At 38.7% G+C, this 24,701-nt stretch carries 16 protein-coding genes and 1 pseudogene; 14 read left to right on the top strand and 3 right to left on the bottom strand.

Annotated features, from left to right (window positions below):
• The first annotated feature begins 17 nt into the window (after window positions 1-17).
• The 3 genes from Ana3638_RS24840 (at window position 18) to malQ (ending at window position 5,579) form a co-directional block, all read left to right on the top strand.
• Window positions 18-638 carry a LacI family DNA-binding transcriptional regulator gene (locus Ana3638_RS24840; protein WP_246240690.1) on the top strand — a complete coding sequence of 207 codons (621 nt, stop codon included), beginning with the start codon at window positions 18-20 and terminating at the stop codon, window positions 636-638.
• Window positions 639-763: 125 nt separating this feature from the next.
• A complete protein-coding gene (locus Ana3638_RS24835) occupies window positions 764-1,012 on the top strand; it encodes a type 1 periplasmic-binding domain-containing protein (RefSeq protein WP_246240687.1) in 249 nt (82 codons plus the stop codon).
• Between the two features lie 712 nt (window positions 1,013-1,724).
• Window positions 1,725-5,579: a 4-alpha-glucanotransferase gene (gene malQ / locus Ana3638_RS25970; protein ID WP_330587801.1), complete on the top strand. Its 3,855-nt coding sequence runs from the start codon at window positions 1,725-1,727 to the stop codon at window positions 5,577-5,579.
• 414 nt (window positions 5,580-5,993) lie between these two features.
• Here malQ and Ana3638_RS01520 read toward each other — a convergent pair whose 3' ends face one another.
• The 3 genes from Ana3638_RS01520 to Ana3638_RS01510 form a co-directional block, all read right to left on the bottom strand.
• Window positions 5,994-7,673 carry a thiamine pyrophosphate-dependent enzyme gene (locus Ana3638_RS01520; protein ID WP_161836402.1) on the bottom strand — a complete coding sequence of 560 codons (1,680 nt, stop codon included), beginning with the start codon at window positions 7,671-7,673 and terminating at the stop codon, window positions 5,994-5,996.
• Between the two features lie 596 nt (window positions 7,674-8,269).
• Entirely contained in the window at window positions 8,270-8,437 is a 168-nt protein-coding gene (locus Ana3638_RS01515) for a hypothetical protein (RefSeq protein ID WP_161836401.1), read from the bottom strand.
• Between the two features lie 236 nt (window positions 8,438-8,673).
• On the bottom strand, window positions 8,674-9,468 hold the full coding sequence (locus Ana3638_RS01510) for an IclR family transcriptional regulator (protein ID WP_161836400.1): 795 nt from the start codon (window positions 9,466-9,468) through the stop codon (window positions 8,674-8,676).
• Window positions 9,469-9,695: 227 nt separating this feature from the next.
• Here Ana3638_RS01510 and Ana3638_RS01505 point away from each other — a divergent pair, with 227 nt between their 5' ends.
• The 11 genes and pseudogenes from Ana3638_RS01505 to Ana3638_RS25965 form a co-directional block, all read left to right on the top strand.
• Window positions 9,696-10,598 (top strand): sugar phosphate isomerase/epimerase family protein, encoded by a 903-nt coding sequence (locus Ana3638_RS01505; protein ID WP_161836398.1) that lies wholly within the window; start codon window positions 9,696-9,698, stop codon window positions 10,596-10,598.
• A 64-nt stretch (window positions 10,599-10,662) separates the two neighbouring features.
• Complete coding sequence (locus Ana3638_RS01500) at window positions 10,663-11,619, top strand: D-2-hydroxyacid dehydrogenase (RefSeq protein ID WP_161836396.1); 957 nt, start codon at window positions 10,663-10,665, stop codon at window positions 11,617-11,619.
• Between the two features lie 225 nt (window positions 11,620-11,844).
• Entirely contained in the window at window positions 11,845-12,996 is a 1,152-nt protein-coding gene (locus Ana3638_RS01495; RefSeq protein ID WP_161836394.1) for a CdaR family transcriptional regulator, read from the top strand.
• 274 nt (window positions 12,997-13,270) lie between these two features.
• Window positions 13,271-14,515 carry a glycerate kinase type-2 family protein gene (locus Ana3638_RS01490; protein WP_246240684.1) on the top strand — a complete coding sequence of 415 codons (1,245 nt, stop codon included), beginning with the start codon at window positions 13,271-13,273 and terminating at the stop codon, window positions 14,513-14,515.
• A 143-nt stretch (window positions 14,516-14,658) separates the two neighbouring features.
• Entirely contained in the window at window positions 14,659-16,107 is a 1,449-nt protein-coding gene (locus tag Ana3638_RS01485; RefSeq protein WP_161836392.1) for an ABC transporter substrate-binding protein, read from the top strand.
• Between the two features lie 144 nt (window positions 16,108-16,251).
• A complete protein-coding gene (locus Ana3638_RS01480; protein WP_161836390.1) occupies window positions 16,252-17,133 on the top strand; it encodes a carbohydrate ABC transporter permease in 882 nt (293 codons plus the stop codon).
• 38 nt (window positions 17,134-17,171) lie between these two features.
• The gene (locus Ana3638_RS01475) at window positions 17,172-18,008 is read left to right on the top strand and encodes a carbohydrate ABC transporter permease (RefSeq protein WP_161836388.1); all 837 of its coding nucleotides are present in this window, start codon (window positions 17,172-17,174) and stop codon (window positions 18,006-18,008) included.
• A 60-nt stretch (window positions 18,009-18,068) separates the two neighbouring features.
• Window positions 18,069-20,639: a hypothetical protein gene (locus tag Ana3638_RS01470; RefSeq protein WP_161836386.1), complete on the top strand. Its 2,571-nt coding sequence runs from the start codon at window positions 18,069-18,071 to the stop codon at window positions 20,637-20,639.
• A 241-nt stretch (window positions 20,640-20,880) separates the two neighbouring features.
• Window positions 20,881-22,254, top strand: a complete 1,374-nt coding sequence (locus Ana3638_RS01465; protein ID WP_161836384.1) for an FAD-dependent oxidoreductase — start codon at window positions 20,881-20,883, stop codon at window positions 22,252-22,254.
• 354 nt (window positions 22,255-22,608) lie between these two features.
• Window positions 22,609-23,994, top strand: a complete 1,386-nt coding sequence (locus Ana3638_RS01460; RefSeq protein ID WP_246240681.1) for an FAD-dependent oxidoreductase — start codon at window positions 22,609-22,611, stop codon at window positions 23,992-23,994.
• Between the two features lie 49 nt (window positions 23,995-24,043).
• Window positions 24,044-24,612, top strand: a pseudogene (locus tag Ana3638_RS25965) (lactate racemase domain-containing protein); the annotation flags it as partial.
• Window positions 24,613-24,701: the final 89 nt, after the last annotated feature.

Below are 24,701 nucleotides of genomic sequence, written 5' to 3'. Positions count from 1 at the left end.
GTAAGGGAGTAAATAATATGGCATCCATAAATGACGTGGCGAAAAAAGCCGGAGTAGCTAAATCGACGGTATCAAAAGTTTTAAATAATTATCAATTAGTGAGTGAGAAGACCAAAGCTAAGGTCGAGGCGGCAGTGTTGGAACTGGGTTATGTACCGAATTCCGTAGCAGTTTCACTTTCCAAAAAGGAATTTAACAGGATTGGCCTTATCGTTGATATCCGGCATAACAGTCAGTTTATTGATGAAATAGATATGCAGTATTTAACCGGTGCATTTGAAAAGTCAAAAGAATATCAGATTGATGTAGTTACTTTTTTTAGTTCCCAGTTTGACGGTATGACAACAAAACAGGTGAGCTCGTATTTAAAATCCCAAAGGATAAATTGTCTGATTATTTATAATTTATCCATAGAGAATCAGAACTTAGTTAAATTAATAGAAAAACAGGAGTTTTATTGTGTTTTAGTGGATTCCCCCATAGTGAATGAAAAAACATCCTCCGTATCCATAGATCATTTTGCAGCACAGTATGATGTGGCGAAAAAGACCATCGAAGAAAATGAGTTCAAACGAAAAGTATTATACATTGCAGGGGCAGAGGAAGTTACATTACCAATCAAAGACTGGAGGCTATAAAGAAACTTAACCAGGAGATTCCCTTTGAGCTAATCATAAAATATGGTGATTTTAATGAGTATAAAGCCAGGGAAATTATTTTTGGATGGGCAAAAAAGGTTGATATTATTGTATGTGCTTCGGATATGATGGCAATAGGAGCAGTATTCGCCCTTACGGAGATGGATATTTTCAGGCCGGTATGCGGCTTTGACGGTATACCTCTTATGGGATATACGAAAATGGCAATGAACACAGTAAAACAGGACTTTTTTAAAAAGTCAAAACAGGCTTTTGATGAGCTAAAAAAACTATTGGATGGAGGAACAGGGCAGCATATTGAGATGCCTTATGAGGTGTGCAAAATAAATTATATGGATATCATTCAGAAATAAGGATAGGTATTCATATAATTTTTTCTCTCATTAAGGAAACCGGTTTCCCTCCGTTTATTGCCGATGGAAGAAAACATGTTTCAGTAATATTTGTAATCCGCTGTAATCATTAGTTAAATAGTCAAAGCTATAGAATAAAATAAAAAGTCCACAGTGTTACTATTGGTTATAACAAAGTTGTAGGTAATTGCGAAACTATATAGTTTTTCGAATATACCATACAATAAAACGAACTTCATAGCTTCAGTTGCCCTCTGGGCAAGATTCAGCTCTGAAATTGTATTAATTGCATGGTATATAGATACAATAGTAGAGTTTCGCAATTGCTTAATAACAAAGTTGAAATGAAAGGAGAGTATCGATGTATTTAATTACAAATACATCATACAAGGAATAATATGGCTGAAAATACGGATATTAACTTAAGAAACCAGGTAATATATTCTGTTTATGTGAGAAACCGTAGCATACGTATTTTAACCTTACAAGTAAGTCCCCATTTCACAGCACAGCGTAAGAGGCGGGGACTGGACTTAGCTTTATATTCGGAATTCATATTCCGACTGAAATACCTGGGTAGCAGATATTAAGGTTATTAGCAAGTTGTGCAGCAGATATAAGAATTTCCCCTTTGACTATGGCATTACCGGAACTTCAGGCAGGGTTTATGCTATAGGAGGCAGGGTAAAAAATTTATTTAAACAGCATATTTATGGAAATATATAATTATGGTGTGATAATCCGGAAAGAGATAATATGTGCCTGCGATTCAAAGTTTGCAGGTTGTGAGAAAGGTATGGTTATTAATATGAGAGAAGCAGGAGTACTAATGCCGGTAGCTTCCCTTCCTTCCGATTATGGAGTAGGGGATTTTGGAAAGTACAGCTATCAGTTTGTTGATATTTTGAAAAAAAGTAATATGAGAATATGGCAGATTCTGCCTTTAAATCCATTGGGTTACGGGGAATCGCCTTATCAGCCCTATTCTTCCTTTGCAGGGGATGAATTATACATTGATTTAGTCAGGTTATATGAAGAAGGGCTTTTAGAAGAGATACCGCCGTCTTTCCGAAAAGGAAGTATAAAAATCAGCTATCAGGAAGTAAGAAGTTATAAAGAAAAATATTTAAAGGCTGCGTTTTTAAACTTTGTTCCGGATCAGGAATATGAAGAATTTGCATGCCAGGAATGGGTTTACTTATATGCGGTTTATCTTACCTTTAAGAAAAAAAATCAAATGAAATGCTGGAATGAATGGCAGGAAGAACATAAAAACTGGATAACGGATCGACTTTTTGACGAAAGTATCTATGAAGAAGATATCCGTTATGAAATGTTTATTCAGTATGAATTTTACCGTCAGTGGATTGCATTAAAGCAATATGCCAATGATTTGGGAATTAAGATTATGGGCGATATTCCTTTTTATGTTGGAATCGATTCATTGGATGTGTGGGGAGATCAGGAAGATTTCCTATTAGACAAGGATGGACACCCGATCTTTATTGCAGGAGTACCGCCGGATTATTTCAGCCGTACCGGCCAGAGATGGGGAAATCCTATCTACAACTGGGAGTACATGAAAGAAAACGGATTTCGTTTTTGGCTAAACCGTATCGGTTATAATGCCAAACTGTTTGACATTATCCGTATTGATCATTTCCGGGCTTTTGATACTTACTGGAAGATACCTGTTACCTGTGATACTGCAATGGAAGGAGAATGGGTGGAAGCTCCCGGTTATGAATTATTTGATTTGCTCTATGAAACCTTTCCGGATATTAATATCGTAGCGGAAGACTTAGGGGATATGAGACCGGAAGTATATAAATTAAGGGATTGTTATGGTTTGAAGGGAATGAAAATTATACAATTTACCTTTGATCCGTTGGAGGGTAATAACAACTTCGTGGATAGGGAAAACATGATAGTTTATACCGGAACCCATGACAATGAAACCATACTGGGATGGTTCGAAAACCAACCCGGGCAGGTACAGAATGAGACAGATCTGGAATTGTATTCCTTAGGATATGATAACGGTTCCATTTCCCACAGATTTATCCGGTATACTTTGGATAACATCGCCGATATAGCAATCATACCTGTTCAGGATATCCTGGAATTAGGTAATGAAGGACGCCTTAATACTCCCGGTACCTTAGGAGGCCCTAACTGGGTTTGGAAATTAGACAGTCTGGATAGATTAAACAGACAGGTGGAATTTCTTAAAGAAGCAGTAGTTAAGAGCAGCCGGACCGGTGAAAGCAGTAAAGTTAGTACAAGAACCAAGGATCCTGCAAGAATTCTAAACAAACTTCTGGAACAGCAATATGGTAAAACCATAGAGCAGTGTACTAAGAAGCAATTACTCTACGGATTGCTGGGAATGGTGAAGAGGCTTGCGGTAGGCAGGGAGGTAACAGGAGATAAACGCAAACTTTATTATATATCAGCGGAATTTTTAATTGGTAAGCTGTTATCCAATAACCTGATTAATTTAGGAATATACGAAGATATTAAGGAATTACTGGCTTCCCACGGGCAGAGTTTATCGGAAATAGAAGAAGCGGAACCGGAACCGTCTTTGGGTAATGGAGGCCTTGGACGTTTGGCAGCCTGTTTCCTGGATTCCATAGCAAGCCTTGGTCTGGCAGGCGACGGAATCGGACTTAATTATCATTTTGGGTTATTCAAACAGCAGTTTGAGGATAATCTTCAAAAAGAGGAGAAAAATCCGTGGATTGAGAAAACCAGCTGGCTGACGAAAAAGAATCATACCTATGAAGTAGAATTCGGCGGGTTTAAAGTAAAATCCATCCTATATGATATTGATGTTATAGGGTATCAGAATCGAACCAATAAACTTCATTTATTTGATACGGAACTGGTGGATGAAAGCCTGGTAGAGGAGGGGATTGATTTTGATAAAGAGGATATTAAACGAAATCTTACTCTGTTTTTATATCCGGACGACAGTGATGAAGCCGGGCAGCAGCTGCGTATTTACCAGCAGTATTTTATGGTAAGCTGCGGAGCACAGTATATTTTGGAAGAATCCAAAAGAAGGGGAAGCAATCTTCACGATTTGTATGAATATGCGGTAATACAGATAAATGATACCCATCCCAGTATGGTGATTCCGGAACTCATCCGTTTACTGATGAAACAGGGAATCAGTTTGGACGAAGCAATTGAAATTGTATCAAAAACCTGCGCCTATACAAACCATACCATTCTTGCCGAAGCCCTGGAAAAATGGCCGATTGATTATTTAAAGAAAGTGGTTCCACAGCTGGTGCCAATTATCGAAGTACTGGATAACAGGGTAAGGAGAAAATTCGGAGAGGAAGATGTGGTTATTATCGATAACCAGGATAGGGTGCATATGGCTTCTATGGATATTCATTACGGTTTCAGCGTAAACGGAGTGGCCGCGCTGCATACGGAGATCTTAAAATCCTCGGAATTAAACCAGTTTTATGAAATTTATCCTGAGAAATTTAATAATAAGACCAATGGTATTACATTCAGGCGTTGGCTGTTACACTGCAACCGTGACCTTACTTCCTATATTGAAAGTCTGATCGGGAATGGATTCCATACGGATGCTATGGAATTAGAAAAACTGATGGATTTTAGTGAAGAGGAACCAGTTCTTCATAAGCTTTTGGATATTAAATATATTAATAAATTAAAATTAAAAGACTGGCTATATAAAAATCAGGGAGTTGTGATAGATGAAAATTCTATTTTTGATATTCAAATCAAACGTCTTCACGAATATAAACGCCAGCAGATGAATGCCTTATATGTCATTTATAAATATCATGAAATTAAGCAGGGAAAACTGCCGGTTAGGCCGATTACGGTTATTTTCGGGGCGAAAGCTGCGCCGGCCTATATTATTGCAAAAGACATCATTCACCTGATTCTCTGCCTGCAGGAGTTAATCAACAATGATACGGAGGTGAGTCCTTATCTTAGGGTTGTAATGGTGGAAGATTATAATGTATCGAAAGCGGAAGTGCTGATACCGGCTTGTGATATTTCGGAGCAGATTTCCTTAGCTTCCAAGGAAGCCAGCGGTACCGGTAATATGAAATTTATGTTAAACGGAGCCGTGACTCTGGGAACGCTTGACGGTGCTAATGTTGAAATCAGTGAATTAGTCGGAGAGGATAACATTTATCTGTTTGGAGAAACCAGTGATCAGGTTATCGAACATTATGAAAATGCAGATTATATTTCAAAAAAATATTATCAAAAAGATAAAGATATCAAAAATGCTTTGGACTTTATTATCAGTGACCAGATGTTATCCATTGGCAAGGAAGAAAATCTTGTAAGACTTTATAAAGAAATTCTGAATAAGGATTGGTTTATGGCCCTGCTTGATTTTAAAGAATACGTAAGGGTAAGGGAAATGGCCTATAATGATTATGAAGACCGGTTAAACTGGGCTTATAAAATGTTGGTTAATATCAGCAAGGCAGGATATTTTTCTTCTGACAGCACCATCGCCCAATACAATCAGGATATATGGAAGCTGAATGAGGAAATATAATAATTTTTGGAGCGAAAGATAATAAAATTGTCCGTAGTTTTTGTATTTAAGATACAAAAACTACGGACAATTTTGTAGATATTCAAGTATATGTTTGGATTCCGCTATATTATAATTAATTTATGGAAAGTATTGTACTTCATGATAATAAAATAACAGGTATGGCTTGGAAAAAATTATTATGTTGGATCTAGTTTTTTTGATAAGATAAAAGATAAGTCGGTTGGAAGTATAGAATTTTACCTTTCACTGCTGATAATAAAGAGACTGTCTTCAAAAAGGATGAAAACAGCCTCTCGCTGATAGATTCACTATTGAAAAAATAACAAGTACAGTTAGTCAAGCCCAAATGAATTGATAATGCACTAAGCTACGTATGTATTAGCGATATGTCATATTTGCTTCTGAAGCATTTTACTCTGCATTAAACTCTCTGACATGTGCAATGTCATTTCCCATCGAACAATGAGCCTGTGGATTACAAACAATATCAATAACATAAGGCTTATCAGAAGATTTTGCACGTTCAAATGCCTTCGCAATGTCTTCTGGCTTGAACACACGCTCCGCATCGCAGTTGAAGCCCTTGGCTACGGTCACATAATCGACTTCGCCCTGATTCTCTGGCATTGCAACAGCATACTCATAGTTGTAAGCAAATTTCTGGTTCTGTCTGATGAGACCAAGGTATGCATTATTTACGATACATACAATCAAAGGCACCTTGTTCGTTGCTGCTGTAGCAAGTTCCTGTACATGGAAGGTAAAACCAAAATCCCCCATGACACAGACACATTTATTTTTTTTCGTGTCACCTACCATTGCTCCGATTGCTCCCGGAATATCCCAACCCAGGCACCCTGCTCCGCCTGAAGGGAAGTACCGTCTGGAGGCATTAATCTCCTGCATTTGTCCAGACCAAATCTGTGTAATACCACATCCGGTTGTAAACATTGTATTTTCATCAAATGCTTTATTTAATTCTCCAAATACACGGTGTGGATTAATCGGAACACTATCATGATCAGTCTTTCGCTTCATGCTTTCTCTCTCAGAAGGAATATTGGCAACACGTTCGGAACCTTTTTGCTGGCCAAGTTTCTTTGCAAATTCTAGTAACTGGTCAATCGCATCTTTTGCGTCTGCGGTAATTCCGAGATCTGGCGCAAATATTTTTCCAATTTCACTCGCTTCCACATTGATATGGATAAACTTGCGATCACCTTTGTAAACGTCAATACTACCAGTATGTCTGTCGGTAAATCTGTTTCCGATTGCAAGTACAACATCAGACTCTAAGAATGTTTTATTTCCAACAGGATTACCGCACTGGATTCCAGGCATACCTGCATATAACGGATGAGATGTCGGAATTGCACCTTTGGCCATATAGGTGATGACAACCGGGATGTTCATAATTTCCGCAAATTGAATCAGTTCTTTTTCTGCATTGGCCAAAACAACACCACCACCCATCAGGATAACAGGATTTTTAGCTGCAAGTAGCATGTCCATCGCTGCGTTAATAGCAGCAGGGGATGCTTTCGGATTTATTACCTTTACTGGCTCGTAAGTATCCGGGTTAAAATCTACTTCGGCCTTTTGCATATCTAAAGGAATATCTAAAACGACAGGTCCTGGTTTCCCATTTTTTGCAAGGCGAAATGCTTCAATAACTTCATCTACTGCTGTCTTAGGATTCGTAATGCAAACGGCATGCTTTGCTACAGGACGAACAATGTCCGCCTCATCGACACACTGAAATGCATCTTTTCCAAGTTGAGCCCGAACTGCCTGACCAGTAATGGCAATCAGCGGAATGCTATCAATATTTGCCGTATAGATACCCGTTACAAAGTTGGTAGCACCAGGACCTGATGTGCTAATGGCAAGTGCCATTCTTCCACTTGATCTGTAGTACCCGTCTGCTGCATGCACACAACACTCTTCATGACGCATCGTAATATGATGAATTTTACTTTCCACATCTTTTAGTGCATCATAAAATGCATTGCATCCCGCACCGGGAATCCCGAATGCATCCGTAATTCCTTCTTTTAAACAAATTTCGATTATTGCTTGTGATAAATTCATATTTTTTCTCCTTTTTGATATGATTTTTTTCCTTTCGCCTGCGTACCCCTCCCATTATATTATTAGGCACACACTACAAATAGTTATTCTTTTTTTGAATCTACCTACTTGTTCTATCTTCATATTTATCCCCCCTTTCCATTACTTTTACAAACCAGGTAACTCACAACCTATCACCTCCACCGCATATTAACCATCTTGTAAGAACGGTAAAACATAATTCTTTTTATTATGCACTGTAAGAAAAAACTCACAGCTATACATTTCCATATACATGACAGAGAATCTACACAATTTGGCACTAGTGATTGTTTCCAACAGAATCGAAATAAGACGACCAGCTTTTCCAAATACATTGACTTTTGGTACAATACTCTTTGTGATGTCACTATTTGAAATTATATTTTAAACTCTTTAATTAAATTACCACTATAATACATAGATTGTCAATCATTTTTTATGTTTTTGTAAAATGTTTTAATTATCAAAAAGCGCTTGCTTTTCTTGATATCATCCATAGTATTTTAATTGTTCTATTACAATTAAGCAGTTCGTACCATATATTTGACATAATGTACGATGACAAGTTTATCCAGTCACTTCTCCATCTGCTTTTCAGCAATTTCAGCTGCAGTAGCTTGCCCTACTAAGTTCATCAATGCTGGATCCCCAGGTGATATAGAGAGAATAAGAAATACTAAGAATGTAATACTCAGGATAACTGGAAGCATCATAAAGATACCCTTTAGCATATATTTGAACATAATGAACCCCCTTTCAAATGGAGAAAGGTAAAGAGATTCTATCAGATGTATGTATGCTGAGGGATTCGTGCAGTAGGAATGCATGTAATTGTGCAGTGAATATAGAATAAACGAAGTGGAACTATTCCTGAATTATCTTAACGGAATAGTTCCACTTCGTTTTATACGCAATTGTTATGATATACCGATTAATACAAGATCATCTGATTTCAGAGAAGCATGTTTTCTTAATCACATTAAGACTCAAATACCTTATATCCCATTTTTCTTGAAATACTTTCCACCATTTGTAGAAGACTAGGAATCCGAGGTTTAATAAAGGTATCAGTGAGACGATTAGCTGGACCTGTAATACTGATACCGGCTATTACTTTTCCAGAAGTATCATAAACAGGAGCGGCAACACAACGTGCACCCCTCTCACACTCTTCATCGTCATATGCATAGCCTCTTTGACGAATGGATTCGATTTCTTCCTTGAGCTGCCATTTGCTTGTTAAGGTATGGTCTGTAAAACGTGTCAGGCCTTTTACCTGAATAAGATGATCCAGCTCGGCTTCTGAATAATTCATTAATAGAAGTTTACCAATCCCAGTACAATGCATCGGTGCAACATTTCCAATTCGCTGTGTGATTCGAAGTATTTGGCCACTGCCTTCCACTACTTCTATGTATACAACCATCTCATTATCTTCAACCGCAAGACATACAGATTCACCGAAGATTTTCGATAGTTCTTCCATATAAGGTTTGGCAATTGTTCGAATATCAATTTTGACGCTTACTCTATTAGCAAGAGCACATATCTTATAAGTTAGATAATACCTAGATGTTTCCTCATCTTGCGCAGCATATCCTTTATTAACTAAAGCAGTTACAAAACGCAGTACGGTGCTTACGTTTACTCCTAGTTCTTTCGAAATATCCAAAAGGCGTACAGGTTCTCTCTGATTAGCCAGATATTCTAGGATTACCAGCATTTTCTCAGATGATTGGTTGGCTTTTGTTCCAGAGCTATTTTTTGTTTCCATAAGTGCTCCTTTCAAATCCCATGGATTTTGACCTTTGAAATTAAATTTAAATATACGTTGTGATTATATCAAAGAGAAACTAGATTTGTCAATGCAGATAAATCTTATATTTCGGAACGATTTTGTAAATTTATTAACAAAATGGGATTGCTATTTCCCCCAAATTATGTTATCTTAATAATATAATAAAATGTAATTTTATTAAATGAAATTGTCGAGGTGAAGAAATGAAAGATTCAATTCATAAGTATTTTCAAATCGGAACGATTCAATGGATGAGTCACCCACCAAATCAATACCCAGTCTTAGATTCCATCAAAACGATCTGTTGCGATGATTTCTTTGACGTACTGGAAGTTACGCAGTTTAAGTCTGATGAAGAACGTCTGGCAGCAAAGCAGATGTTGGAACAGGCACATATGAAAGTTTGCTATGGTGCGCAGCCTAGACTGCTTGGAACTGGACTTAATCCAAACAACATCAATGAAAATGAGCGCATAAAAGCAGAAAAAACTCTGCTTGAAGCAGTTGATGAAGCAGAATTTCTTGGAGCAAAAGCGATTGCATTTTTGGCAGGTAAGTGGCAGGAAGAGACAAAAGAACAGGCATATGCTCAGCTCTTGAAAACAACTCGCAATGTCTGCGACTACGCTGCCACAAAAGGAATGTCTGTAAATCTGGAAGTGTTCGACTTTGATATGGATAAGGCTGCCCTCATTGGACCAGCTCCTTATGCCGCACGTTTTGCAGCAGATGTCAGGACCTATTGTAATAATTTTGGTTTACTGGTAGACCTATCTCACTTTCCAACTACATACGAAACATCGAAGTTTGTCGTTCAGACCCTCCGCCCCTATATCACTCATTTCCATATCGGAAATGCGGTAGTGAAAAAGGGCTGTCCTGCATATGGTGACCAGCATCCGAGATTTGGATTCCCGAATAGTGCCAATGACACACCGGAGCTTTTGGATTTCTTCCGCGTGTTAAAAGAGGAAGGTTTCCTAAATGCTGAAAATCCCTATGTGCTTTCTTTCGAAGTGAAACCATGGGCGAACGAAGATGGTGACTTGATTTTAGTAAATTCAAAGCGTGTCATCAATCGCGCCTGGGCAATGCTTGAGGATTGAGCTATTACAACTCAATTCCACTTGATTTGAAGACTGCGGATTAGCAGTATATGAAAGGAGCAATATGAAAATTGTAGTATTAGATGGTTATACAGAGAACCCCGGTGATATTAGCTGGGATGAGATGAAAAAGCTCGGTGAATTGACCGTTTATGATCGTACCCCCGCTGAACTGACACAAATGAGAATTGGGGATGCAGAACTTGTCATCACAAATAAGACTGCCATTACAGCCGACATCCTTTTGCATTGTCCAAATGTAAAATACATCGGTGTATTAGCGACCGGTTACAATGTCATCGACATTGCGGCAGCAAAAGAGCGCAACATTCCTGTTTGCAACATTCCGACCTATGGCACCACAGCCGTTGCACAATTTGTGATGGCTTTGCTTCTTGAGATTTGTCATCATGTCGCAGCTCATTCGGCTTCCGTAAAGAATGGAGATTGGAGCGCCTGCGCTGATTTTTGTTACTGGAACTATCCCTTAATGGAACTTGCCGGCAAAACGATGGGTATCATTGGCTTCGGGCGAATCGGTCAGGCAACCGCAAAACTGGCTGCCGCTTTCGGAATGAAGATACTTGCCTATGATGAATATCCTAATGAAACCGGGAAGTTGTATGGTACCTATGTTTCACTCGATCAGTTATATGCTGAGTCCGATGTGATTTCACTGCACTGTCCGCTCTTTCCTTCTACAGAGGGCATGATTAATAAAAAGTCGATTGCCAAGATGAAAGATGGCGTGATCCTGATCAATACCAGTCGTGGTCCGCTGATTGTGGAGCAGGATCTAGCGGATGCGCTAAACAACAAAAAGGTTGCATATGCTGCTTGTGATGTAGTGTCGACTGAGCCCATAAGACCCGATAATCCACTGCTCGGCTGCTATCATAGCATTATCACGCCACATATCGCATGGGCCCCGAAGGAAAGCCGCCAAAGACTGATGGATATCGCAGTCTCAAATGTAAAAGCTTTCCTATGCGGTGCACCTGAAAACAGAGTGAATTTCTGACCTAACTGAACCATTTCCCGACCTAGTAAACGTAGGAAGCAACTCCTGTATTCTCTGAAATTTTACTGCAACATGATTTCGTATGCAGGAGTTTTCTGTACTTTCTTCATTGGTACGGTCATGTAAAAAGGATACGATAGTAATAGCGGCTGACGGATATTGAACTCCATGATAAGATAAATTCCATTGCAGATATTTTTCATAAAATTACAGATAGGGAAGGGAATGGGTGATATGCTAGATCCTATTTTTGCAAAACAGTTTATTGAAAAGATCAGTAAATATACAAACTATAATATCAATATAATGGATGAAAAAGGTATTATTATTGCCAGCAGAACGGAAAGTAGAATCGGTGCATTTCATGAAATTGCTTATCGTATTATCCATGGAAACGAGGATGAGGTTATAGTTGATAAGAATCACCAGTTTGAGGGCGTTAAAGAAGGGGTAAACATAGCATTTTTTTATAGAAATAAAAAAATGGGGGTAATCGGTATCACGGGTAATCCTTCTGAGATAAGGCCTATTGCCTTAATTATCCGCATGTCAGTGGAAAGTACGCTGGAATATGAAATTTATAAAGAGGAGCGGCAAAAAAGACTAAGTATTAAGGATCAGTTTTTAAACCGTATTTTATATGGGGAAAATGTGACGAAAGAAGAACTGAAAGAGTATGCAGACCGTTTGAATTTGCAGGAAGAATTAATTCGTATTCCGATTTTAATCAGTTTTAAAAACAAATCTGATTTGGCGCAAAAGATTTTAGCAGGGATAAGAGAACAGCATTTTATTACCACTCAGGATATTATGAGTGTGACCAGAGAAAATTGTATTATTATCTTCAAACATTTTAAAGTAGAATTATTGGAATTGATGCAGACTTATAAGATTTATATAGGGGAAAGTATCAGTCCGATTCTGCAATACTTAAGATTTAACAACATTGAATTTAAACTATATATTGGATCCTTTCAAAATAAATTTGTGTATTACCGTAACAGTTATTTGCATTGCAGATGGATGTTTGAAAATATAAAAACGGAAAAAAGCAGTAACTTTTTTTACGACAATTTGGATGAATATTTCCATGCTTTTATACCTTTAAATGAATTGAAAGGAATCTATAAAGTTTTTGAGACTCAATTTGATGAAAAATTTATTGATAACTATGTTGAAATAATCAGTGTACTGGCAGCCACGGATTATAATTTGCCTGAAAGCAGTAAATTAATCCATATACATAAAAATACAATGATTTACCGCCTGGATAAGGCGAGGAAAGTCTTGGGCATGAATCCATTAATAAAGTATCAGGAGAGAGTATTTTTTACGAGTTTTTATGAATATCTGACCAAAACAAAAAAATTAAAATAATAACATATTTGAGTGCCGAATATTCGGCGCTCAAATATGTAAATCATTAGAAAATCAATAAGAAAAGGCTATTGCATAATATCAGGTTTCCTGCAAATTAATTTGGCAGCAGATAATCTGGTAGTTATATCTGAAGTAGACTTTTTTTGTTTTGTCGAAACAAAAAAGGAATCGAAAATTCGTTCGTAGCATTGTATCGGAATGGTACGAATTTAATTATAATATAAACCATAAAGTAATATATTTCAAAAAATATAACATATAGGAGCAGAATATGATCCGCGATGATGCAAGTATGATTATTAAAAGTTCCATAGAAGATGTTTTGCCGGATAAAGCAGTTGCCACTGTACTTTTGAACAGAAAATTCACCAAAAATGTGTATGTAATTGCTGTTGGTAAGGCAGCCTGGGTAATGGCGAAAACAGTAAAAGATTTATTGGGAAGCCGAATAAAAAAAGGACTGATTATTACCAAGTATGGACACGCAAAAGGTGAGATAGAAGGATTTGAAATTGTAGAAGCCGGCCATCCGGTACCGGATGTAAATTCATTAGCCGGAACACAAAAAGCTGTTGATATAGTACGGAAATTAGGTGAAGAGGATGAAGTGATATTCTTATTATCCGGAGGCGGTTCTTCTCTATTTGAAAAACCGGTATCGGGAGTTACTCTGGCAGACATACAGGAAGTGACCGGAAAGCTTTTAAAATGCGGTGCTGATATCACTGAGATCAATACAATAAGAAAACGGCTATCCGATGTAAAAGGCGGAAAATTTGCCGGGCATTGTGCACCGGCCAAGGTCTTATCCATTGTATTATCAGACGTAGTAAATGGAAAATTGGACATGATTGCGTCAGGACCGGCTTACCAGGATACTTCAACCTGCAGGGATGTATTTCATATTATTAAAAAATATGACCTTGTTTTAGATAAACATATCCTAGAAATCCTTAACAAAGAAACGCCGAAGAAAATAAACAATGTGGAAACCCATGTAACGGGAAGTGTAAGAGATTTTTGTACGGCAGTGGCCAAACATGCAAAACGACTTGGTTATGAACCTTACACAATATCTGTCACATTAGACTGTGAAGCAAGGGAAGCAGGTAAATTTATGGCGTCCATTGCCAGGACGGTGAAAGAAGGAGGCAGTTATATATTAAAACCGCCCTGTGCCATTATTGCAGGAGGAGAAACTGTGGTTACGGTAAAGGGTAAAGGTCTGGGGGGAAGAAACCAGGAACTTGCATTAAGCGCAGCTATTGGAATTAAGGATTTGGACAATGTGGTGATATTTTCTATTAGTTCAGATGGTACGGATGGTCCAACTGATGCAGATGGTGGAATTGTAGATGGGAACACGATGAATTTGTTAGAACACTGCGGTATTGATTACGAAAAAACATTAAAGGAGAATGATTCCTTTCATGCTCTGGAAAAAGTAGAGGGATTGGTTATTACCGGATCAACTGGAACAAACGTAAATGATGTGACAGTTGTTCTGTGCAAATAATAGATAATTATAACTTTAAATAAAAAGAGGAGGAAAATAAAAAATGTAAAACAACATATGAGTGCAGTAAAAAAATTGTGGGTTTACTTAACGAAATTGTTTCGGAATTACCAAAAAAAGTTAGAAGAGAGAGGATGAAAATTATGAGAAATTTTAAGAGAATGTTAGCAGTTACACTTACGTTAATGATGATTACTCTTGCAGGATGCAGCGGTAATAAAACTTCAGAAAGTTCCGCAGTTGGAACCACAGAGGGAACCACAGAGGCAACCACAGAGGCAACCACAGAACAGAACAACAAAGCTTCAGAGGATGTTTATCAGGTTCATTTTTATGCCTGGACCAACCCGGACAATGTTAAACCGTTAGAAGAAGCATTTAATAAGGAATATGCAGGAAAATATCAATTTGTGTATGAAAAATTGGCAGATGCAAAGACATTGACCATCAACACTGCCTTGGCATCCGGAGAAAAAATCGATGTAATGACACAGTCCAGTGGATTTGATCAACGCCAGCGTTCAGACGGCGGAGCTTATATGGGACTGAAACAGTTTTTTGACAAGGAAGGCTGGGATTATGCTGATACTTTAGGAGATGCTATCGAGGAAACCCAGAACATTAATGGGGATTATTATGCCATACCATATTGTAATAATATAAACATGGTATATTTTAATAAGAAGATGTTTGACGCAGCCGGTGTTGAATATCCTAAAACGGGCTGGACTTGGCAGGATTTTAGGGATACTGCAGCTAAGCTTACAAGCGGTGAAGGTGCTAATAAAGTGTATGGTGCTATGATTGACGCAGCTACACCAGGCGGCGATTATTACTGGGATCTTATTGCCAGACAGAAACTTGGCAATTTTGCCTATTATAACGAAGACAAGACAGCTTCAACGTTTGATTCTCCTGAGATGAAAGAAAGTCTTCAATTTTTTGTGGATATGGCTTTAAAGGATAAGAGTATTGTACCACTTGATGAAATTAATGCATTAAAATATACGGATGAAATAACTGCTATGCAAGGCCTTTATAATGGAAAATTTGCAATGTGGATTGAACCGGTTTATGGAAATCTGTACTTAAAAGACAGTTATGGTGCGGTTCCGGAAGGAACGGACATTGGTATGGTAAATATGCCGACCCTTGACGGAGGCCAGACAATTACTACCTGTTATACCTCAACAGCCAGTATTCCATCCAATGTAGAAAATCCGGAAGCTGCATGGGCTTTGTTAAAATTTATCACTATCGATCATCCGGAATTATTCGCAGGACCTAAAGGAATGAATTCTGCTGTTGAATATAAAACAGAAGAAGAAATAAAATCATTTAATGAACTTATCTTTGATCATGGAAACAGACCGGGCCTTGATTATGATATGGCAATGAAAACCATGTCAGAACCACGTACTTTAGTCAGCAAAGATAATACCCTGATTCAAGGCCAGGCAAAAATCACCGAGGTTATGGATGCGGTTATGACATTAGTATTTAACGGTGAAATGAGTCCGGACGAAGGATTGGCTGAACTTAAGACAAAGGTAGATGCGGCGATTAAAGAAGATTTGGCTAGTATGAAATAGTTTTATCTCAGTATTAGCACCCTTGGCATATTTGAATAAACAAGAACAGGCTGCGGAAGCAATTGCTGCATTCTGCAGTCTGTATGAAAGGTTGTGATTATTATTTCTACTTTGGCAAAAATAAGAACTCAAAAAGTTAAAACAATGAATCTGCAAAGAAAAGAAAATATTGCCGGTTACTCTTTTATTTTCTTAAATTTTATGGGGTATCTTGCTTTTAAATTGATCCCTCTTTTATTTGCATTGGGTCTAAGCTTTTCGGACTGGAATTTCGTTTCCGGACTTAAGAATATAAAATTTGCTGGATTATCAAATTATATTAAGTTTTTTTCAGATGAAGTGTTTATTACTTCGCTGATTAATACGGTAATTTATGGTGTCATTATGGTACCCATTGCTATTATCTTATCCTTGTTGTTTGCAGTAATTTTAAATGAACATGTTTTTGGAAAGGGATTACTTCGTTTGGCGTTTTATCTACCTAACATTTCTTCGATGGTTGCAGTTTCCGTTGTGTGGATGATATTATTTTTGCCTTCCTATGGACCGATAAATCAGTTCTTAAATGCAATTGGGATTGCGAATCCGCCCAGATGGCTCAACGCCAGCAGTACTTCCTTATTTTCTATTATTATTGTAGGTATTTGGCAGAGAATCGGATATAACATAATTATATTTTTAGCAGGTTTACAGGGAATATCAAAGTCTTTGTATGAATCGGCTGAAATTGACGGAGCGAATGGGATTCAGAAATTCTTTTATATTACAATTCCCTCTCTTTCTAATACGATGTTCCTGATAACTATGTTATCTTTTATTAGTTCTTTTCAGGTATTTACACCTGTTCAGGTAATGACACAAGGCGGTCCGGGAAATTCAACCTCTGTTCTTGTATACTATATTTATAAAACTGCGTTTCAATATAGTGATATAGGATACGCAAGTGCCATGTCCTGGGTATTATTCTTATTGGTATTTATTTTTTGTGCAGGCAGATTAATCATATCAAATAAAACAAAAGAATAAGAGAAGACATATGAACAAATAGAAAGAGGTGGTTTGTGATGAGTTACAGCAACAAAAAGAAAATAGTTAAAATAGTTTTTACTATTCTGATGGGTGTTATTGCTATATGCATGGTCATTCCTTTTGCATGGATGCTTTCTGCATCTTTTAAACCGGATAACGAGATTTTTAATTTCCCGATTGCCTGGATCCCTAAAAAAATCACTTTTGCCAATTATAACCGTGTTTGGAATTCCAGTGTTCCATTTACAACATTTTTTATGAATTCAGTAAAAGTGACTTCCCTTTCGGTTATTGGGGAATTATTTACCAGTGCTCTTGCAGCTTACGCCTTTGCAAAAATTAAATTTAAAGGCCGCGAGGTTATTTTTCTGATTTATCTGTCTACCCTGGCTTTTCCCAATCAGATGATGTTAATTCCGCGTTTTGTAGTTTTTCGTGAAATAGGAATTTATAATACTCACCTGGCGTTGATTTTACCTGGAATGTTTACTGCTTTCGGTACATTCCTGCTGCGTCAGTTTTTTATGTCGATTCCGGAAGAATTGTGTGAATCCGCTAAGGTGGACGGAGCAAATCACTTTGTTATTTTCCTGAAGATTATGATACCTCTTGCCATACCGGCTTTTAGTGCACTTATTATTTTCCAATTTGTTTCATCCTGGAATGAATATGAATCTGCCCTGGTATATATCCGTGATAAGAATTTAGCGACTATTCCGTTGGGACTTAATTTCTTTAAAGATGAGAATTCTACCAGTTATGGAGCAATAATGGCGGCTTCTGTCTGTTCCCTGATACCAATTTTCACGGTTTTTCTAATTTTCCAAAAACAATTTGTTGCGGGAATTGCAACTACCGGTATGAAAGAGTAAATTACATAACGGATGGATTATAAGAAGGGTATGTTATACATAATTAAAGGAGGAATGAACATGAATAAGGATATAAATCTGTCAATATGTTATTTCGATGTAAAAAACAGTGCATTATTCGGGAAAAAAGAGTTTGAAGCTGCTCTTTCCGATCAAGAAATAAAATTACATATGTTGAATCATTGGATCCAATGGGACAATAAAGAAGATTATATATTGGTTGTTGGTACTATCTTAGATCAACGAATCCAGGTTATGCTCGAAAGTAATGAAATACCCATACCCCGTGAACCGGAAAGTCTAATCTGCAGATGGTGTGATACACAAAAAGGAAAAGCTCTGTTGCTTGCCGGTTCGGATGATGTGGGTTTAATGTATCTGCTTCTTGAAATGGCGCGTAAAATACGCATAAAAGGTTTATCCGCACTGAGTGAAGTGGAAAATTTTACGGAGACACCGGAGAATCAGGTGCGGTGTATGGACCGTTATTTATTGGGGCATCTTGATAATGAATGGTTTTTGTCGGAAGATTTCTGGAACTATTACTTCTCACGTCTGGCACGGGCAAGGTTTAACCGGTTTTGTCTGATTATCGGATTTGATACGGCATATATGTCACCTCCGTATCCTTTCTTTTTACAGGTAAAGGGATATGAGCATATAAAGGTTACGGCATTTAACAACGGGGACATGAACAGAAATTTGGAGGCATTACGTAACATAGTAGCACTATGCCATAAATTCGGAATGAAATTTGTACTGGCGACCTGGCAGCAGAGGCCCTGGACAACGGATCAGGACCGATTGGTTACGGGGCTTCCGGAAGGAGAAGCAGAGCTTAGCGATTATTGTTATGAGGGACTGAAAGCCTTATTAAAGGCTGTGCCGGATATTGATATTATCCAGTTCCGGGTTAATCATGAATCGGGTGTGGGTACACAGATTTCGGCAGAGGACTTTTGGAATCATTGTACGGATGCCGTTGCGGATGCGGCTTTGGACATAGGAAAAGTTATGACTTTGGATCTGCGTGCGAAAGGGCTGACGGATTCTATGATAGCCCATGCATTTTCAAGAGATCTAAAAGTGGAAGTGCCTACAAAATTCTGGTGTGAGCATGCTGCCTTACCTTATCATCTATCGGTTATGCGCAGCGAAGAGCTTGCGAAACTGGATAATTATAACCATTCAAGGCGTTATTCTTATGCGGATATGTTAAAAAAACCCAAATATTATAATGTAATTTACCGGTTATGGAATTATGGTTCGACCAATCTGTTCTTATGGGGCGATGCGGATTATGCAAGACGTTTTTCCAAAAGCTGCAGCTTATCCGGTTCCACAGGCTATCAGGTAAATGCGCCGTTATCTTTAAAATACGGTCATGAATTATCCCATAAAGAGGCTTGGAATACATTTAAAGATCCGGTTTTACGTTCCGGTAAATGGGAAGACGAAAGATTTTGGATGTGGTATATCGTCTTCGGACGTCTGGGTTACCGTTCCGATACGGATTCAGAAGTTTGGTCGGAGGAGTTTATCTCCCATTTTGGAGATAAATCCGGTCCGGTTTTGGAACAGGCTCTGGCAGCAGCCAGTAAAATTGTACCCTTAGTCACTACGGTGCATATGCCCGTTCATCCGTCTCTTCGGTACTGGACTGAGATGAATACAGGCTGGGCATTATTTTCTGAAAATAATTTAAATAAGACCGAAGCTTATGATTACCAAATTGATATAACCTACGGGTCTACCGAACCAAGCGATCATGGGTTGTTCTATGGGATAGATGAATATGCGGCTGCTTCTCATAATGGTAAGCTTTCCGGAAAATATTCACCGCTTCAGTATGCAAAATGGCTTAATGATCTAGCAGACAAAGTAGAGGATGAGGTAGCTAAGGTAGAAGAACTTGGCGGGAACCAGGATAATGCAGAATATCTGGCAATGCTTACGGATCTTAAAATGCTGGTAGAATTTGCTCGTTATCATGCCGGTAAAATAAAGTCAGCTTTAGCGCTTGCTTACTGGAGGATATTAAGAGAATCTGAATATCTGTCTGATAGCAGCCTGTTTCTGGAAGAGGCGGTTAATCATTGGAAGTCTTTGGCTGAGATGGGACTTAAAGCTTATCATGAAGATTTAAATTTTAGTTCGGCAGGTTCTAAGACCCGCCGCGGAACCTGGGATAATCTGACCTGTGAATTAGAGGCTGATCAGAATACTTTAGAAAAGTTACTTAAGGAGAATCGGATTGAAAAGAATGATTCTATAAAATATACATATTTGCCGGCAGAAGAATTAAAAATGAAGGCCGTATTTCCTGATAAAGTTATCCAAGGACAGAGTTTAAAGATAAAAGTTCAGTCTGTCGGCATTATTGATTTTAAGACACTTCCTGTTCTGCATTACCGACATGTCGATCAGACGGAAGGACTGTTTCATACACTGAATATGTATCCTGACGGAGAGGGATATTCTGCGGTAATTCCTGCGGATTATATAACGACGGAGTGGGATCTTATGCTGTATATTACCGTACAGGAGGCTTCCGGTTCCTGTACTATGTTTCCGGGTATTTACCATCCGGATTTTCCTTTTCCGTACCATGTTATTGAAGTTGAAAGGTAGGTAGTGTGAATTATTGAAAGGCATAATTCACACACATGTTTGTGCCTGCGAAATCCTCGGCCCAAACATGAGGCGCGTTGGAAATAACATGGCGGTTAGTGTGAATAGTCTCGCAAAAAAATGCGGGCCTAATGCCTCGGATACAAGGCTTGAACAGAATAGCAAAAGATGCTGTTCTTCACACACAAATTTGTACCTGCGGCTTTAAGCTTGCAGGTTGTGAGAAAGGTTGGTTATTTTAATGAGTGAAAAATATATTACAGAAAATTTAAAAACCCCCATCCGTTATGAATGTGATACGGTTGTTGCCGGCGGAGGTACGGCAGGTATTGTTGCAGCAATTGCCGCAGCGAGAAATGGCGCCAGGACGATTTTAATTGACCGATATGGCTTTTTAGGAGGAACGCTGGTTAACGGGGCAGGTCCTTTACACAGTTTTTTTAATTTGTATAAGGCATTTGAAGGTGTGGAAAAACTTCAGGTAGTACGGGGAATTCCGAGTGAGATCATAGAACGTATGAAAGCCAGCGGCGGTTCCCCTGGACATCTGGATCAGGATAAAGGCGGGAATTATGATTCTGTTATTACCCTGATTGACTGGGAAATATTTAAAGATGTCGCTTTTCAGATGTTGGAAGAATGTAAGGTAAAGGTTTTGTTACATACGATGGTATCGGATGTAGTTAAAGAAGGTAATGTTGTAAAGGGCGTAATTATAGAAGGAAAATCCGGTCGTGAGGCTGTTCTGGCAAAAACAGTAATCGATACTACAGGAGATGGAGACGTAGCAGCTCTTGCAGGTGCCGGCTTTAAAAAGAAACATGACACGACTTCGGTTGGAATGCCTTTTGGAATGCTTAATGTGGATATGCCCAGACTTGTTAAATTTTTAGAAGAAAGGGACATGATTACCCAGCTTATCCGCGCAGATAAGGGCAGCGAAACAGATAATATTTTGCGTTTAGGTTTTGATTTGAAGAGAATTCCGGTTTTCAAAGAATTTATGGATAAAACCGGTATGTGGGGACCGCTTGGATTTTCCATGTATGAAGGAAATTTCACTTATATTAATTCAGCTACTTTACGTAATATAGATGCTACGGATACGGAGATCCTGTCAAATGCCGCGATTACGCTCCGCCATCAGGTAATGACATTTGCAAAAATGTTAAAAGAGCATATTCCCGGTTTTGAGAAAGCTTATGTCAATTGGACACCGGCAAGCATTGGGGTTCGATATACCCGTGTGGTAGAATGCGAACATGATATGTCTTTAGAGGAAATCGTGGAAGGAAAACGTTTTGACGATGAAGTTATGTTATATGGTTTTCATGACTGTGCACCCAGAATTATGATAAAAAACGGCGGATATTATGGAATTCCGTACCGAGCTTTATTACCGAAAAAAATAGATGGACTTTTGGTTGCCGGACGGTTGATCACCAGTGAATGGGAGGCACATATGTCTACCCGTAATACCGTATCCTGTATGGCACAGGGCCAGGCAGTCGGGACCGCCGCTGCTATTTGCGCCAAAGAAGGTATACTGCCCCGTGAATTGGATGTTAAGAGCCTACAACAGGTACTTCGGGAACAGAAAGTATTTCTTGGATAAATACGTAGATAGCTTATAGGAACGGAGAGGAATATCAAGCGGTGATTCCTGCGGATTATATAACGGTACAATGGGATCTTATGCTGTATATTACTGTACAGTAGGGATCCGGTTACTGTACCATGTTTCCGGGTATTTACCGTCCGGATATTCCTTTTCCGTACCATGTTATTAAAGTTGAATGGCAGGTAGTGTGAATAGTCTCGCCAACAACATGCGAGCCATTAAAAGAATAGCAAAAGACGCTATTCTTCACGATTTTTGCCCAAAGAGCATGGGCGGTTAGTGTGAAAATGAATTTTTCACACGCAAATTTGTGCCTGCGGCTCAAAGTTTGCAGGTTGTGAGAAAGGCATGGTTATTTTAATGAGTGAAAAATATATTACTGAAAATTTAAAAACCCCCATCCGTTATGAATGCGATACAGTTGTTGCTGGTGGAGGTACGGCAGGTATTGTTGCAGCAATTGCTGCTGCGAGGAATGGTGCCAGGACGATTCTGATTGACCGGTATGGCTTTTTAGGAGGAACTCTGATTAACGGGGCAGGTCCTTTACATAGTTTTTTTAATTTGTATAAAGCATTTGAAGGTGTGGAAAAACTTCAGGTAGTACGGGGAATTCCAAGTGAGATCATAGAACGTATGAAAGCCAGCGGCGGTTCCCCGGGACATTTGGATATGGATAAGGGCGGAAATTATGATTCTGTAATTACCCTGATTGACTGGGAAATATTTAAAGATGTCGCTTTTCAGATGTTGGAAGAATGTAAGGTAAAGATTTTATTACATACCATGGTATCGGATGTAGTTAAAGAAGGTAATGTTGTAAAGGGTGTAATTATAGAAGGAAAATCCGGCCGTGAGGCTGTTTTGGCGAAAACAGTAATTGATACTACGGGAGATGGAGATGTTGCGGCTTTTGCAGGTGCCGGTTTTAAAAAGAAGCATGACACAACTTCGGTAGGAATGCCTTTTGGAATGCTTAACGTGGATCTGCCACGGCTTGTTAAATTTTTAGAAGAACGGGATATGATTACCCAGCTTGTCCGCGCAGACAAGGACAGTGAGACAGATAATATTGTGCGCTTAGGTTTTGATTTGAAAAAAATTCCGGTTTTCAAAGAATTTATGGATAAAAACGGTATGTGGGGACCGCTTGGATTTTCTATCCATGAAGGAAATTACGCCCATATTAATTCCGCTACTTTGCGTAATATAGATGCGACGGACACGGAAATTTTGTCAAATGCCGCGATTACGCTCCGTCATCAGGTAATGACATTTGCAAAAATGTTAAAAGAGCATATTCCCGGTTTTGAGAAAGCTTATGTCAATTGGACACCGGCAAGCATCGGAGTGCGATATACCCGAGTGGTAGAATGCGAACATGATATGTCGTTAGAAGAAATTGTGGAAGGAAAGCGTTTTGACGATGAAGTTATGTTATACGGATTTCATGACTGTGCACCCAGGATTATGATAAAAAATGGTGGATATTATGGAATTCCGTACCGTGCTTTATTACCGAAAAAGATAGACGGACTCTTAGTTGCCGGCCGGTTGATAACCAGTGAATGGGAAGCACATATGTCTACCCGTAATACCGTATCCTGTATGGCACAGGGCCAGGCAGTCGGGACCGCCGCTGCCATTTGCGCCAAAGAAGGCATACTGCCCCGGGAACTGGATGTTAAGAGCCTACAACAAGTACTTCGGGAACAGAATGTATTTTTAGGATAACTAGTGACTGAATAATCACAAAAATAATATATGCCGGAGGAGTGATTACATGCTTATTCAAATACCTTATGGAAACGGATTTATGCGGGCAGATATACCTGATGAAAGGGTTGCTGGAATTATACAAAGCGAACTGGATAATTATCTGCCTGATATGGAAGAACAGGATTTAATTAACCGGGCAATGGATAATCCGATTGGAACGAAAAGATTATACCAGTTGGCTAAAGGATGTAATAAAATTGTCATTATTGCCAGTGACCATACACGTCCTGTTCCAAGTAAGCTGATTCTGCCAGGTATGCTGCACGAAATCCGTAAAGGTAATCCCAATGCGGATATAACGATTCTGATTGCGACAGGGTGCCATCGAGGGACGAAAAGGGAAGAATTAGTGGAAAAATTCGGTGCAGGCATTGTAGAACAGGAAAAAATAGTGATTCATGATTGTGATGCAAAGGATTTGAGCTATCTGGGAATCCTGCCCTCCGGCGGGGAACTTTACATTAACAGGATTGCAGCAGAAGCTGATCTATTGATAGCGGAAGGTTTCATTGAACCACATTTTTTGCAGGATATTCCGGGGGCAGAAAGAGTATATTACCAGGAATAGCTTCAAGAAAAACGGTATACTGGAACCATTGTGCAGAATTTATTAATCATGAAAAAGCACGTTATGGCATCCTAAAGGGAAATCCAATCCATGA

This window comes from Anaerocolumna sedimenticola, assembly GCF_009931695.1.
GTDB lineage: Bacteria > Bacillota > Clostridia > Lachnospirales > Lachnospiraceae > Anaerocolumna > Anaerocolumna sedimenticola.
The sequence above is the reverse complement of the archived record's forward strand: the minus strand, read 5'-3'. Positions and strand labels throughout refer to the sequence as shown.

Excerpts from the sequence above, each read along its gene's own strand:
- Ana3638_RS24835 (WP_246240687.1), top strand. The coding sequence starts at position 764 with ATGATGGCAATAGGAGCAGTATTCGCCCTTACGGAGATGGATATTTTC.
- Ana3638_RS01460 (WP_246240681.1), top strand. The coding sequence starts at position 22,609 with ATGGTTATTTTAATGAGTGAAAAATATATTACTGAAAATTTAAAAACC.
- Ana3638_RS01475 (WP_161836388.1), top strand. The coding sequence starts at position 17,172 with ATGAGTTACAGCAACAAAAAGAAAATAGTTAAAATAGTTTTTACTATT.
- malQ (WP_330587801.1), top strand. The coding sequence starts at position 1,725 with ATGGAAATATATAATTATGGTGTGATAATCCGGAAAGAGATAATATGT.
- Ana3638_RS24840 (WP_246240690.1), top strand. The coding sequence starts at position 18 with ATGGCATCCATAAATGACGTGGCGAAAAAAGCCGGAGTAGCTAAATCG.
- Ana3638_RS01470 (WP_161836386.1), top strand. The coding sequence starts at position 18,069 with ATGAATAAGGATATAAATCTGTCAATATGTTATTTCGATGTAAAAAAC.
- Ana3638_RS01465 (WP_161836384.1), top strand. The coding sequence starts at position 20,881 with ATGAGTGAAAAATATATTACAGAAAATTTAAAAACCCCCATCCGTTAT.
- Ana3638_RS01480 (WP_161836390.1), top strand. The coding sequence starts at position 16,252 with ATGAATCTGCAAAGAAAAGAAAATATTGCCGGTTACTCTTTTATTTTC.
- Ana3638_RS01520 (WP_161836402.1), bottom strand. The coding sequence starts at position 7,673 with ATGAATTTATCACAAGCAATAATCGAAATTTGTTTAAAAGAAGGAATT.
- Ana3638_RS01490 (WP_246240684.1), top strand. The coding sequence starts at position 13,271 with ATGATCCGCGATGATGCAAGTATGATTATTAAAAGTTCCATAGAAGAT.
- Ana3638_RS01510 (WP_161836400.1), bottom strand. The coding sequence starts at position 9,468 with ATGGAAACAAAAAATAGCTCTGGAACAAAAGCCAACCAATCATCTGAG.
- Ana3638_RS01505 (WP_161836398.1), top strand. The coding sequence starts at position 9,696 with ATGAAAGATTCAATTCATAAGTATTTTCAAATCGGAACGATTCAATGG.
- Ana3638_RS01485 (WP_161836392.1), top strand. The coding sequence starts at position 14,659 with ATGAGAAATTTTAAGAGAATGTTAGCAGTTACACTTACGTTAATGATG.
- Ana3638_RS01515 (WP_161836401.1), bottom strand. The coding sequence starts at position 8,437 with ATGTTCAAATATATGCTAAAGGGTATCTTTATGATGCTTCCAGTTATC.
- Ana3638_RS01495 (WP_161836394.1), top strand. The coding sequence starts at position 11,845 with ATGGGTGATATGCTAGATCCTATTTTTGCAAAACAGTTTATTGAAAAG.
- Ana3638_RS01500 (WP_161836396.1), top strand. The coding sequence starts at position 10,663 with ATGAAAATTGTAGTATTAGATGGTTATACAGAGAACCCCGGTGATATT.